Below are 12,872 nucleotides of genomic sequence, written 5' to 3' on the forward strand. Positions count from 1 at the left end.
GGCGGCCATGACGCCGCCGAAGGTCTGCTCATGCCCTCGCCGCTGATGCCCTCGCCTGCCGCGTCCGTCGCGCAAGTCTCGTCCGCCCGCTCCTCCACCTCCGTCGTGCTTGCCAATGGCGTCAACCGTCTCGAGGTGACGCTGAAGCTCACGACCGCGATCCTGGCGCTGGCCGCCGGCGTCTACACCTATCTTGGCGTCCGCGAGCTGCTCAACGGCAGTCCGACCACGGTGTTCTTTGCGGCGGTCATCTACTCCGTCGCGGTCTCGGTCGGCATCTACGCCTTCTGGGTGTTCATGATGCAGTTCATGCCGCACGTCACCAGCGCGATGGGGCGTTTGATGATGGCCGGCTGCATGCTGCTGGGCTCGCTGATGATCGTCGCGATGTCGTCCTGGCTGAATGCGTCTGCCCTGGCCGGCGCCGCGGCGATCCAGCAGCATCTCGCCATCACCGTGCAGAACTACACGCGCGACCTCGACAGGGCCAATAGCCAGGCCATCGCTGCGCAAAGCCTGCTGCCCGATATCCAGCTCGCCTCCTCCCGCTTCGCCAAGCTGGCGGACGCCGAACGCGCGGGCTCGCTGACCGGCACCTCCGGATCGGGCACCGTGGTCCAGCTTCTCGCGCAGATGTCGACGCAGCTCGACGGACTGGGCCAGCAGGTCCAGGAGTCCGGCAAGCGCGTCTCTGCTCTCTACGAGCAGGGCGGCAAGAGCCTCGCCAAGATGCGCGAGCTGATCTCCGACCGCGGCCCGATCGCAACGCGCAGCGATGCCTTCGCCACGGAGTCGTTGAACCTGATGGGCGTGATCGCCAATCTGCAGCAGACCTCGGTGGCACCTGCGGTGAGGCGCGCCGCGGCCTCGCTGTCCGCCGGTTTCATCGCGCCCGCCGCAGGCGGACGCAGCGGCGACCTGGCCGAGCGCCAGACCGCCGTCGTCGGCAAGGTGGAAGGCGCGATCGCCACGCAGGCCGCCTCGCTCGCCGACGCCGCCGACAAGATCCTGGCGCTGCCGCGCATCGAGCCGACCCGCTTCCAGACGCTGTCGCCGGCCGAAGCCGTGCTGCGCTACGCCAGCGATTTCATCCCGAGCTGGGCGGGCGCGATCTCGATCGACCTGATGCCGGCGGTGCTGGTGCTGATCCTCTGCGTCGTCCATGCCGCCATCCGCCGCGAGGGCCTGCCCGCCGTGAGCGCCTCCAGCCTGACGGCCGCCGATCTCGTCACCGCATTGCGGATTGCGCGCGAGGTCGAGGACGCCAGGCGGGCGGCCGAGCGACGGCCAGCCGAAACGCCCACGGAAGCGCCTGCTGCACCGGCCATTGAGCCGGCGCCGGCCGCGGTGGATGAGAACGTGACGTCGCTGTCATCGGCACGAATCGGAAAGTAGTCCCGTGGCTTCGGCGCTGAACCGACGCGTCCATGCCTGGCTCGCGGGCAATCCCGACGAGAGCATTCTGCGTTGGGTCTTCCGCAGCATTCTCGTCGTCACCGTCGCGGTTCTCGCGGCGGACCTGCTCGAGTTGAATGCTCCGCAGGTGCCATCGGATGCAGCCCCGCCTCAGCTCGACATTCGGCGCGAGGCGCCGGACCTGCCGGCCGAATCACCATCCTTGCTGGCGCCCCTGATGAAGCGGCTGATGCCGCTGCCGCAGGGCGATCGTGCCTTGCAGCAGCCGATTCAGTTCGAGCTGCGCGGCGGCGGCCGGCTGTTCGCGACCGGCACGATCACACCCGGCAGCGCGCGCAGCTTTGCGGACGCAGTAGAACGTCATGGCGAATATATCAGGACGATCGTGCTGAACTCGCCCGGCGGCTCCGTCGCCGACGCGCTGGCGATGGGGCGACTGATCCGCGCGCGGAAATTCGCAACCGAAGTGGAGGCGGGAAAATATTGCGCCTCGTCGTGCCCGCTGGTGTTCGCCGGCGGTCTCGAGCGCCGGGCCGGCGAGCGGGCGATCATCGGCGTGCATCAGATCGCCGCAGCCCCCACGTCCGGGACCGCCGTGAGGTCCGGCGACGACATGAGCCTTGCGCAGAACATCTCGGCGCGATGCCAGCGCCACCTCGCCGAGATGGGCATCGATCTGAAGGTCTGGGTGCATGCGATGGAGACGCCGCATGACCAGCTGTTCACGTTCAAGCCCGACGAGATGAAAACACTCAATCTCGTCACCTCGCTGCCGGAATCGCGGCCTGAAAAATCGCGCAGTTAGGATGTTCTGATCGCGGTGGACCGGGACCGCGGCGAGCGCGGAACCAAGTTTCGACCGCGGCGTTGTTGGCCGTCACACTGGAGAACATGACATGCGGACATTCGTGGGAATGATCCTGGGGGCCCTCATCCTGGGGTTTGGCGTCTACATCCATGATTCGATGCAGACCTCCGAGGTCGCCAACGGGCCGACCGCGCAGACGCGCCGGACCATCGTGAACTGGGACGTCGCGGCGGATAGCTGGAATTCACTCAAGACCCGCGCGCATGACGACTGGGTTCGCATCTCGTCGAAGTAACGCGCGCGATGCTGCTGTTTTCAAGGCGTCTCGGCCGTTGGTCGAGGCGCTTTTGCTTTGCCAATCAGTTGGCCGCCTTGGCCTTGCGCGCGTCGGCGATGACCTGCTCGAACTGCGCCATGGTCAGCACGCCGGGTACCCTGAACTTGCCGACGATGAAGGACGGCGTGCCGCGGAAACGCAAGCCCCGCGCCTGCTTGTCGTTGCGCGCCAGCATGCCGTCGATGGCCTTGGCGTTGGCGGCGAGGTCGCGCTTGGCGCGATCGACGTCGACGCCTGCTCCCGCGAGCAGTTCGTCGATGCGCGGCTCGGTGAGCTTCGAGCTGACGCCGATCAGCGCCTCATGCGCCTTCGCATATTTGTCCTGATATTTGCAGGCCAGCGCCATCCGCGCGGCAGTTACCGAAGTCGGCCCGAGAATCGGCCACTCCTTCAGCACCCAGCGCACCTTGCCATCATCGTGGATGACCTGCTGCAGTTCGGGATCGAGCTTGCGGCAATACGGGCAATTGTAGTCGAACCATTCGACGATCGTGATGTCGCCCGAAGGATTGCCGAGCACCGGCGCGTCGGGGTCGCGCAGCACCGCGCCCTCGTCGGGCTCGTCGGCATCCTCGGCGTGACTGTCGCGGGGCCACAAGGAAAGCGCCGCGCCTGCGCCAAAAAGCGTCAACACGTCACGCCGGCTGCTGGCGGAGGTGATCGCAGTCGAGGGGACGCGCTTCATTGAGGTCAGCTCCAGATATGCAGCAGGCTGCGCGTCAGCATATACAGCGCCACCACCGCGATCACGACGGAAAACACCACGTTCAATACGCCGCGCCGTTCGGAGAGATGGCGCGCCAGGCGTGTGCCGGCAAGACCTCCGGCGATTCCGCCAGCGATGAACAGTCCGGCAAGATCCCAGGCGACGAGCCCGGACCAGGCATAGCTCGCCGCGGTGGTGAGCCCGAAGGTCGTCACCGCGACCAGCGACGAGCTGACCGCATTCATGATCGGCATGCCCGTCGCAGCCATCAGCGCCGGCACGATCAGGAAGCCGCCGCCGATGCCGAAGAAACCGGACAGCGTGCCGGTGGCGAGGCCGAAGCCGACGACCGCCGGGACGTTGGCCATGCTCATCTTCACATCGGGGGTGCCGATGCGGGCGCGCGTCTTCAGCATCAGCATGGCGATGACCATCATCACCAGCGCGAACAGCGCCAGCAGCTTCTGGCCGTCGACCATCTTGCCGAGCAGCGAGCCGATGAAGGCGCCGACGATGCCCGCCGTTGCGAACAGCGCCGCGATCGGCCAGATCACGGTGCCGCCGCGCGCATGATTGGCGAGATTGATGGCCGCGTTGGTGGCGACCGCGATGGCGCTCGAGCCGATCGCGATGTGCGGCTCGGGCACGCCGACGACATAGACCATCAGCGGCACCGCGAGCACCGAGCCGCCGCCGCCGACGAGGCCGAGCGAGAACCCGACCATCGCGCCGCAAAACAGGCTGAGCACACCTTGGACAGCAGAGATCATGGCGAGAGCAGGGTCATTTCCCGCACAGGAAGGCAAGCCCCAAAATCACCGGAGCAGCAATGCCGCCGCCACCGCTGCGAACCGCCGCGCGACCGGCGCCGATCCGAGCCCGGCGGTCTCGCGGCGATGCGCGGCGTCGAAAGCGCCGGCCGGACGCATGATGCCCCCGGCCGCCGGCAACGTCACGTCAGCCCGGATCAGGCAGCGCCCTTCAGCTTCTTGGTGCATTCGCTGTAGTAGCCGCCGCCCTTCTGGATCCACTTCAGGCCGCCATTGGCGTTGGTCGCCTTGTTGGCATTGTACTGATCGACGCAGGTCTGCAGCCGCGCCTTGCCGGGCTTCTCCTTGGCGTATTTCGGGTCCACCGCGTTGGGGAACACGGCGGGACCGGTCGGCGCGGGAGCGGCCTCCTTGGCTTCGGATTTCGCCGCCTTGGCCGGCTTGGCCTCGGCGGCAGGCGCGGCCGGAGCCGCCGGAGCCGCGGCCGCGGCGGCATCGCTGCCGCACTGGGCCTTGCGGAAGTCGTTCCACTTCTGGCCGCCCAGCGTGCCGGCCTCCTTCGCCTGCTTGTACTTGGCGCTGCATTCCTGCGCGGTCAGCGCCTTCGCCGGGGCGGCGGCGAACGTCGCGAGCCCGATCACGGCCAGCGTAGCGAGTGACGAAGCAATCAATGATTTTGCGTGAAAACTCATCCTCGATCTCCCTGTGGAGCATGATGGAATGGGACGGTAATTCTAGCGAGACGCCCGCGACCGACAAAGCAGGCGGGAGCGTGGCCGCGCGAAAATATAATTTGCGTCGCGCGGCGATCCGGCTCATTCCATTCACTGTGGGTTCAGCATCGCCGGACATCGCGCCGTGCCTTTCGTTCGAGGACTTCAGCATGAGATTCTCTGCCCGGGCGGCGATTGCGGCCATCGCAATTGCCACCCTGTGGACCGCCGGCCCCGCCTGCTCGCAGCCCGGATTGACGCTGCCGGCGCGGCCCGATGCCGCCACCGACAAGTTCGCCAGCCTGGACAAGGCGGCGCGGCGGACGATTTCCGTTGCCTGCTCCAAGGAGGCTGACGAGCAGGGGCTGAAGGGCAAAGCACGCGGCAAATTCCGCTCGGCCTGCAAGCGCGACAAGGCGGCGGCGGCCGCCGCGGCGACACCCGTGCCCGCTCCCGCGCCGACGCCGGAGAAGCCGAAATGACCGGCACCTGCGGGTGCACGCGCGCATGGCGCCTGCGCAGCGGCGGGAATTGTTCGCGCAGGCAGCTTTTGGCATAAGGCGCCGTGCGCCAGATCATCTCCTCCCTCCCCTTTGACCTGCCGAGCCGCGCCAAGACCCTGAGCGCGATCGAGACCCTCGTGCTCGGCACCGCCGGCGGCCTGATCTTCCTCGTCGCCCATCTGCCCGGCGGGCTGATCTCCGGCGCGATGATCGCGACCGCGATCGCCGCAATCGCCGGCCGCCCGCTGGCGATGCCGCCGATCCTGACCCAGACCGTGCTGCTGCTGCTCGGCATCTCGATCGGCGCCGTGGTCTCGCGCGAGCTGATCAACCATGTCAGCGCCTATCCGGTGACCATCGGCCTCCTGGCGCTCGCGACGTTCTGCTCGACCTTCGGCTCCAGCCTCTATCTGCAGCGCGTCCATGGCTGGGACCGCACCTCGGCGCTGCTCGCCGGCAGTCCCGGTGCGCTGTCGCAGATCACGATGCTCGCGGTCGAGCGCGGTGCCGACCTGCCGGCGATCGCCGTGGTGCAGACGCTTCGCGTGATCATCCTGACCGCGGCGCTGCCGCTGGTCCTGGCGGTGGCGGGCGTCGCACCGGCCGCGCCGATCTCGCTCGGCCAGAGCGTCGCCTCGCCGCTCGGCCTGCTCGCACTGCTGGTGGCCTCGCTGGTCGCGGCGATGCTGATGCAGCTGATCAGGTTTCCGGCGAGCTGGCTGTTCGGCGCGATGGTCGCCAGCGGCGTCCTGCACGGCACCGGCCTCGTCGAGGGCGGCCTGCCGGAATGGATGCGCGGCGTGGCGCTGGTCGGCATCGGCGCCCTGATCGGCAGCCGCTTCGCCCGGATGCGAGTGAAGACCCTGGTCGGCCATATCAGGGCTGCGTTGGGCTCGTTCGCGATCGCGGTGGCGATATCGGCGCTGTTCGTCACCGTGATCGTGCTGGTGACGCATGTGCGCTTCTCCGACACCATTGTCGCGTTCGCGCCCGGCGCGATGGACGCGATGATGGCGCTGGCGTTGACGCTGCACATCGACCCGATCTTCGTCGGCGCGCATCACCTGTCGCGCTTCGTGTTCGTCACCATCGCCACCCCCGGCATCGTCCATTTGTTCGGACGGCCGCAGGAGGACGTCGACGACTAGGCGCGCTTCCGGGCGATGCCCCAGCCCGCGATGGCGGCGATCAGAAGCGAGATCAGCACGCTGTAGCCGGCGAGCGACAGGCCGAGGAAGCGCCACTGCACCTCGTCGCAGCGCACGACCTTCACGCTGTCGAGCCGCTCCAGCAGGTTGCCCGCGCTGCCGAGATTGCCGATCGGCCCGGTGCATTCGGTCGGCCCCGGCCAGAAGCCCCATTCGACGCCGGAGTGATAGACGCCGAGCCCGGCATTGCCGAGTGCGGCCAGCGCCACGACGCCGACCCCGGCGAGCACCAGCGCGCGCGGCGCGCCGCCTCTGGCGGCGAGCGCGATCAGCAGCCCGAGCGGCACGATCGCATAATAGGCCCAGCGCTGCTTCAGGCAGAGCTCGCAGGGCTGCAGGCCCCAGACCAGCTGCATGTACCAGGCGCCGGCCAGGGTCGCCGCCGCGATGCCGGCCGCAAGCAACGCCGCCGTCACCGCCGGGCGCGCCATCACAGACGTATTGGTCATCCATCCTCCGCAACGGGCAGGGATCCGGTGTCACGCCGGGCCGTCCCGGCTCCTACTCCGGCCAGCGAAAGCTGTCGAGATGCGCGCCCATCACGTCCGTGCGGGTTGACCCGGCCCGGCCGCCCGCTATAGTCCGCCCGCTTCGCTATGGTTCCTGCACAGGCCCGGCGAATGCCCCTGTGGCGGAACTGGTAGACGCGCTCGACTCAAAATCGAGTTCCGCAAGGAGTGCTGGTTCGATTCCGGCCAGGGGCACCAACTAGGCTGTTCAAGCCCGTTCTAAATCGTCCGCAACAGTTCGCGCTCCGCTCGGAACCCCTTGAAAAGTGGGCCTTTCCGCGCACATTGGCGTTCATCACCGTTTGTTCTCGCCCGATCCCAGCCGCCCGATTTGTTGGTATTTTTGTTGGTATCGTGTTGGTATCGGGAGAACAAACGTTCACGGCGACTTTCGCTATTCCGAACGAAGGAATGGAGCAGATGACCCGCAAGAACGATGTCGCGTGCGTCAATCCCAAGCAGATCAGAACCGACGTCGACTGCCGCGCTGCCCAACCGAGATTCGACAATGGCGCGTGGGGTGCCGCCAAGATTTCCGATGTAACCGGCGGCGGTCTCTACCTCTTCGTCACACCCGACGACAATAAACCCGGCCATGCTGCCTCCAAGCTCTGGCGGATGGCCTACCGCTTCTCCGGTCGCCAGAAAACCTACTCCATCGGGCCTTACGGCAACGGAAAGAACGGCACGTTCTCGCTCGCCGACGCACGTCACGAGCGCGACAAGGCCAAGCACCTGCTCAAGGACGGCAAAGACCCGAGCACCGAGAAACAGCTCGATAAGCACAGGCAAGCGGCCGCTCGACCTTTCGGGCAATGGGCTGACGAGTGGCTCGCGAAGAAAAAGATGGAGAAAGTCAAGCGCGGCAGAATCGTTGCGGTGCGCGACCCAAAGACAATCGAGGTCCTTGAGCTGCGCGTCCGCTACGTCAAGGCCCGCTTTGGCAAGCTGTGCAGGCAGGACATCAAGCGTCCGGACGTGCTCGCTTTCCTGCGTTCATACGAAGCCAAGGGAAAGCTGGAAACCCGCGACCGCGTGCGCAGCATCGGTGCGCAAATCTGCGACTATGCCGACGTCGAAGGCGACGGCTACAATCCATTCCGCAATCTGAATGGGAAGCTGATTGCCAACATTTCGACGCCGCGTCCCGGCGTAACTGAGCCACGCGATGTGACGCGCGTCTTCAAGCTCATCAGCGCACCGTGGGCGAGAGGGAGGTTTGGCGACATTGTTGGCCTTGCCTTGCGCTTCGATGCGCTGACCATACCTCGCCCCGGCATGGTCAATGAAATGGAGTGGAGCGAGGTCGATTGGGACACTGAGCGCTGGACTATTCCAGCCACCAAGATGAAGACCGGGTGGGACCATGTCGTGCCCTTGTCACGACAGGCACTCGCTATCCTGCGCAGCGTCCAAAAGCTGACCGGCCATCGCCAGTATGTTTTTTCCTGCTCAAAGGATGCCCCGCTATCGAACAACACGCTCAACAAGCGCTTGCGGCTGCTTGGCATTGACACCAAGACTGATCATTGCGCCCACGGGTTCCGGACCACCTTCTCGACCCTGTCCCACCACGAAGAGATCAAGGAGGCCAAGGCATGGGATGGCGATGTCGTCGAACTGCAGCTCGCGCATCTCGATAGTTCGACCGTGGAAGGGCTCTACAAGAAACACGGACCGCTCGCGCTGATCGGCTCGCGCACGAAGCTGATGCAGCATTGGGCTGATCGTATCGACCACTGGCTCGATCCCAAGAAGGTGATGCCGATCAAGCGCGGGTCGCAGGGCTGAGTCACGTAGCTTCGTGCGCGGTTGATGCTGCCTGTTCGATCCCTGGCAAAGATCATGTGACAGTTTTCAGCAGACTGCTGGGTCAACACTGGCCTGCTTTCCTCATAGCCGAGCTCTCCACCTGGCCAAAGGAAAGACCTCGAATGCCGGCTAGAGAACGACTGCCAAACCGCAAGCAACCGGAAGAGGAATATTCTTTGGTTGCTCACGTGAAATCGGTCACTGCGAGCTACTACATCTCAACGCACGGTAGCGAGCGTGACGCCAGCACAGATGAAGCTATTGCTCATTTGCTTGCTGAAATCGTCATGACCAGACCCGAGTTGCCCAAGCACCTCGGCAGGGAAATCCGCTGCTCTCTGATGTGCTCGCGCGTTTATCATCGCAGCGATGCGAATGGTGCTCAGGCACAACCCTCGTTGCTGTACATGAGACTCAAGCCAGACCTCCGGCTTTTCTCTGCCTATCTTCCAGCCGACGTATTTTGGGCGCTGCGGACCGATCTGAGAAGTGGGCGGCTGCAGTATGTTGAGGCGCGATTCAACAAGCCGCGATATGGCTCGGGCAAGCTCGTGAGTTTGTATTTCTCGGATACGCAACCAGATGAATAGCCTCATCGGTCCGCAACCGCTGACGGCCCAATGTGCCCGATCCCAATAGACCGTCGGTGCGAGTGGTGTAGGTATGGCCCCAGGGGCGGGATCGCACTTTGCGCTATACGTTTGATATACACAGAGCTTTTTGTTGCGTCTTCTTGGGTGTACCCGCCAGTGTACCCTGTCGATTTCGAAGCGGCTGCTCAAAATTCTATCCGTCAGCCGTTCGGGACCGAACGGCTCAGCGAGGCCTTTCGGCGAACCGGAGCTGGGCATTCCGGGCGTGCTTTGCCTTAGCCCACGGCGTCTCAGGCGAGGCTCCGCGCTGTTGATCCCTGTCGCGCGGAACTTATTGTATGATCTTGGCTCGAAAACCACGGCAGGCGCATGATATGGCAACCATGAAAACGCTCTCGCCGAAACCTTCAAAGGCCTCTAGAAGGCTGAGGTGATCTATCGGCGCGGGCCATGGCGAAAATTCGAAGCCGTCGAGTTCGCGACCCTGGAATGGGTGGACTGGTTCAACAACGGCAAGTTCCTTGAGCCCATTGGCAACCTCCCGCCGGCCGAAGCCGAACAACGCTACTACGCCATGCTGTGCCAGTCGTTTGACATAGCGCGATCCGTGTCCTCGGCGGCTTGCGCGAGCCAGTTCACCAGCACTTTGGTGTGTGGATCTCCAATGCGATCCTGGCTCCAACGCGCAATGTGAACCTTGTTTGATAGTACGTGAGGAGCGTTCGCTAGTGCGGGCACGAGGCGCCCGTCGCTGATTGCATCGGCGACGAGGAGAGAGCGGCCGATGGCGACGCCAGCGCCCTCCACAGCGGCGGTCAAGCAAAGGCCCATGTCCCCTAATAAAAGACCGTGCGGTTCGGTGCGCTTAAGCCCAAGTTTCCCGAACCAGTAGGCCCAACTCCATTCACCCTCAGGGGGATGACCTTTCTGTATCAATGGAAGATCGAGCAGTGCCGTTGGGTCCGACAAAGGCATGCCCTGAGGAAGAAGAGACGGGGCGCAGACCGGAAAGATACGTTCGCGTAGGAGCGGCTCTTGCAATGGCGTTGCGCGGGACTCTGCGAGAGTAGTCCACAATATCCGGACATCCAGCGGCGGTTCACCAACAGCCTCAGACTCGACAAGCCGGAAATCAATCTCAATTTCCGAGTTGGAATGGCGAAAGGCTCTCAACCGGCGAATCAACCACCATCCGGCTAACGACGAGCCAGCTCCCAAGCGCAGCATCTGTCGGGTCGATCTATATCTTAAGCTAGGCCCAAGACCCGCTATCTCGTCGAGGAGTGGGCCGAGCTCGCCTTCTAACCTAGCCCCGTCATCGCTCAATTCGACTCCAGGATTGCGGCGTATCAAAAGTTGCATGCCGAAGAATTCTTCAAGCCGGCGCACCTGATGACTGATTGCACTCTGGGTAACTCCCAGTTCGTCGGCCGCCCGCGTAAACGAGCGATTGCGGGCGACTGCGTCGAACGCGACAAGCGGGCCGAAGGGCGGTAAGCGACGGATCATTTGGGACCTCGCGTAACATGATACAGATTCATGCCGTTTTGAGAAGCGATCATTCGCGTCCTCCGGAGTTGTTCGGCATTTAAAGCGGTATGCCCATTGCGCCTTCGAGAAGCGAACATTGGTCGCAAAGCCTGCATTTTGTGCGACCGCAGAAGACAATCCGGGACAGGCAGCCCGCAGCTGGGACCTCATCGTCTTGCGATCCGAACCGCCTTTAATCACCTGGAATGCATCGTCTTCCACTCCCGGAAGTTCTCCCGACGTGCGCGTTCTCCCTCGGATCCGTTCATCCGCTAGAGCTCCGATAACCCACACGAAATCCGGCAACACCTTCAGATAGGGGACGACATTGACCGCGGAAAGTTCGACCCGCTTAGACGAATCAACATCACTTCTGAACACGTTGGTTCCTACAATTGTAGGCATGGTATTATTCGTTGTGAATTTCGATATCACAGCAATCGTTATGGTGATGCCCCTCGTAAAGCAGGATCTGGCACTCGATGTCGGCGGATTCGCTTGGCTCATGGATTCTTACAGCATTGCGCTAACGGCCTTCTTGTTGTCCGCCGGAATTCTCGCCGACCGTTTCGGCAGACGCATGATGTTGCTTGGCGGCAATGCCATCTTCCTTCTCGCGTCTCTCCAATGTGCCTTTGCTGGGGCCCAGATTTCTCTGATCATCGGCCGCGTAGGCCAAGGTATCGGCGCGGCCTTTATGATGTCCTCTGGGCTCGCAATAATTGGTAATCGCTACACAAATACAGCAAGTCGCGCTCGGGCGTTCGCCTGGACAGGAACAATGGCAGGAGTCGCAACAGCCCTCGGTCCGGCCGGAGGCGGCCTGATCGCGGATCTATTGGGGTGGCATTGGGTGTTTTTAATCAACATCCCCATATGCCTATTCATTGCGATTGCCGCGATCATGGTAGTCGACGAATCTCGCGATCCAGCTAAGCGGAAGATTGATCTGCGCGGCATTGCGACGTTAAGTGCGCTGCTTCTTTCGGTCGTCTGGCTCCTGCTTCATGGCACACGCATCTCGACGTTCGAAATTCCCAATTGGCTTGCAATTCTATGGGTATTGGCGCTCTTTGTCGCCTTCTGGTCAACTCAACGCTTTGGCACTCAACCACTTATAGAACTCGATATGTTCTCCAGCCGAACATTTGTTGGGTTCTGTCTCGTGCCAGTTGCTTTGTCGGTCGCTTACTGGGCCGTGCTAATCTATCTGCCCCTCTTCCTGCAAGAACGGTTAGGCCGCTCTTTTAGTGACGCTTGGGTTCTGATGCTAGCTGCAACCATGCCGATGGTTGCATTGCCTATGTTCTCCGCCCGCATTGCACTGGCGATGGAAGCACGGGTCTTCTTTGGCGCCGGGCTTCTGATCGTCTCGATCGGCGCTTTTGTGATGGCCGTCGCGGCACAGATGCAGCATCTCGTCGTGGGCCTTGTTGGTATGGCCATCGCGGGGTGCGCAAATGGCGCACTCAATCCGCAACTAACGGCGAGGATCGTCGGATCTGTACGTCGCGAGCAGGCTGGAGCGGCTTCTGCGATCAGCGTAATTCTCCGCCAAGGTGGATTTGCTATCGGGATTGCGATGTTCGGTGCCGTGATGAGGACATCGTTGGAACAGCCCAATTCAATTTGGTCCGGCATCAACGTATTTGCCACGATTTTTGCAATTGCCGCGATCGCTGCCGTGGTCGGCTCGGCGGCCGTTTTTGCCCTGATTGGAAGGCATTCTTCGGATCGAGAGTTGCCGCCCCCCCAGCCGCAGTCACGTCATGGATGACGATAGCGAGCGTAAGGTCCAGTCGGAATAAGAATGAAAGAGAGTGTGTAACTGCGACGCGAACGCCAGAACGTTGCAATCCACGACAAACTAGTACGGATGGCGATAGATTGTGACCTTGCCCCTGGGGCTTAATCCAGTTTGAAGTTCGTTCTGGCCCAACGAGGACCAGAGCATGAAGCGCAGCCGC

Annotated in this window: 14 protein-coding genes, 1 tRNA gene and 1 pseudogene; 10 read left to right on the plus strand and 6 right to left on the minus strand. The window is 63.1% G+C overall.

From position 1 onward, the window contains the following. Window positions 1-30: 30 nt before the first annotated feature. The 3 genes from QW868_RS18945 to QW868_RS18955 all read left to right on the plus strand — a co-directional run bounded on the left by QW868_RS18945 (window position 31) and on the right by QW868_RS18955 (window position 2,519). Window positions 31-1,395 (plus strand): hypothetical protein, encoded by a 1,365-nt coding sequence (locus QW868_RS18945; RefSeq protein WP_410051309.1) that lies wholly within the window; start codon window positions 31-33, stop codon window positions 1,393-1,395. Between the two features lie 4 nt (window positions 1,396-1,399). Next, window positions 1,400-2,221 (plus strand): hypothetical protein, encoded by an 822-nt coding sequence (locus tag QW868_RS18950; RefSeq protein WP_316231190.1) that lies wholly within the window; start codon window positions 1,400-1,402, stop codon window positions 2,219-2,221. A 91-nt stretch (window positions 2,222-2,312) separates the two neighbouring features. Beyond that, window positions 2,313-2,519, plus strand: a complete 207-nt coding sequence (locus tag QW868_RS18955; RefSeq protein ID WP_172111383.1) for a hypothetical protein — start codon at window positions 2,313-2,315, stop codon at window positions 2,517-2,519. A 64-nt stretch (window positions 2,520-2,583) separates the two neighbouring features. On the opposite strand, the gene QW868_RS18960 is transcribed toward QW868_RS18955, so the two are convergent. From QW868_RS18960 to QW868_RS18975, 4 genes are read right to left on the minus strand one after another with little or no spacing between them, the layout of a single operon-like run. Further along, window positions 2,584-3,246 carry a DsbA family protein gene (locus QW868_RS18960; protein WP_316231191.1) on the minus strand — a complete coding sequence of 221 codons (663 nt, stop codon included), beginning with the start codon at window positions 3,244-3,246 and terminating at the stop codon, window positions 2,584-2,586. Between the two features lie 5 nt (window positions 3,247-3,251). After that, window positions 3,252-4,037 carry a sulfite exporter TauE/SafE family protein gene (locus QW868_RS18965; RefSeq protein ID WP_315736173.1) on the minus strand — a complete coding sequence of 262 codons (786 nt, stop codon included), beginning with the start codon at window positions 4,035-4,037 and terminating at the stop codon, window positions 3,252-3,254. A 45-nt stretch (window positions 4,038-4,082) separates the two neighbouring features. Continuing rightward, window positions 4,083-4,223, minus strand: coding sequence for a hypothetical protein (locus QW868_RS18970; protein WP_316231192.1), 141 nt, complete (start codon window positions 4,221-4,223; stop codon window positions 4,083-4,085). A gap of 11 nt (window positions 4,224-4,234) precedes the next feature. Beyond that, on the minus strand, window positions 4,235-4,729 hold the full coding sequence (locus tag QW868_RS18975) for a hypothetical protein (protein WP_316231193.1): 495 nt from the start codon (window positions 4,727-4,729) through the stop codon (window positions 4,235-4,237). A 191-nt stretch (window positions 4,730-4,920) separates the two neighbouring features. Here QW868_RS18975 and QW868_RS18980 point away from each other — a divergent pair, with 191 nt between their 5' ends. Beyond that, complete coding sequence (locus QW868_RS18980) at window positions 4,921-5,232, plus strand: PsiF family protein (RefSeq protein WP_316231194.1); 312 nt, start codon at window positions 4,921-4,923, stop codon at window positions 5,230-5,232. A gap of 83 nt (window positions 5,233-5,315) precedes the next feature. Continuing rightward, window positions 5,316-6,401 carry an AbrB family transcriptional regulator gene (locus tag QW868_RS18985; RefSeq protein WP_315716226.1) on the plus strand — a complete coding sequence of 362 codons (1,086 nt, stop codon included), beginning with the start codon at window positions 5,316-5,318 and terminating at the stop codon, window positions 6,399-6,401. On the opposite strand, the gene QW868_RS18990 is transcribed toward QW868_RS18985, so the two are convergent. Continuing rightward, the gene (locus tag QW868_RS18990) at window positions 6,398-6,910 is read right to left on the minus strand and encodes a disulfide bond formation protein B (protein ID WP_316231195.1); all 513 of its coding nucleotides are present in this window, start codon (window positions 6,908-6,910) and stop codon (window positions 6,398-6,400) included. The two genes, QW868_RS18985 and QW868_RS18990, sit on opposite strands and share 4 nt — an antisense overlap. Window positions 6,911-7,083: 173 nt before the next feature. Between QW868_RS18990 and QW868_RS18995 the strand changes: the two genes are divergently transcribed. The 4 genes and pseudogenes from QW868_RS18995 to QW868_RS19010 form a co-directional block, all read left to right on the plus strand. After that, a tRNA-Leu gene (locus QW868_RS18995) sits at window positions 7,084-7,168 on the plus strand. Window positions 7,169-7,390: 222 nt separating this feature from the next. Continuing rightward, entirely contained in the window at window positions 7,391-8,761 is a 1,371-nt protein-coding gene (locus tag QW868_RS19000; protein WP_315754324.1) for a tyrosine-type recombinase/integrase, read from the plus strand. 143 nt (window positions 8,762-8,904) lie between these two features. Next, a complete protein-coding gene (locus QW868_RS19005) occupies window positions 8,905-9,372 on the plus strand; it encodes a hypothetical protein (protein ID WP_316171833.1) in 468 nt (155 codons plus the stop codon). A gap of 382 nt (window positions 9,373-9,754) precedes the next feature. Further along, window positions 9,755-9,955: pseudogene (locus tag QW868_RS19010) on the plus strand (IS3 family transposase); the annotation flags it as partial. Here QW868_RS19010 and QW868_RS19015 read toward each other — a convergent pair. After that, entirely contained in the window at window positions 9,943-11,412 is a 1,470-nt protein-coding gene (locus QW868_RS19015; RefSeq protein ID WP_316171834.1) for a LysR substrate-binding domain-containing protein, read from the minus strand. The pseudogene QW868_RS19010 and the gene QW868_RS19015 sit on opposite strands and share 13 nt — an antisense overlap. Between QW868_RS19015 and QW868_RS19020 the strand changes: the two genes are divergently transcribed. Beyond that, window positions 11,309-12,682 carry an MFS transporter gene (locus QW868_RS19020; RefSeq protein WP_316171835.1) on the plus strand — a complete coding sequence of 458 codons (1,374 nt, stop codon included), beginning with the start codon at window positions 11,309-11,311 and terminating at the stop codon, window positions 12,680-12,682. The two genes, QW868_RS19015 and QW868_RS19020, sit on opposite strands and share 104 nt — an antisense overlap. Window positions 12,683-12,872: the final 190 nt, after the last annotated feature.

Origin of the sequence: Bradyrhizobium sp. SZCCHNR1051 (assembly GCF_032489615.1) — a bacterium.
Taxonomy (GTDB): Bacteria; Pseudomonadota; Alphaproteobacteria; order Rhizobiales; family Xanthobacteraceae; genus Bradyrhizobium.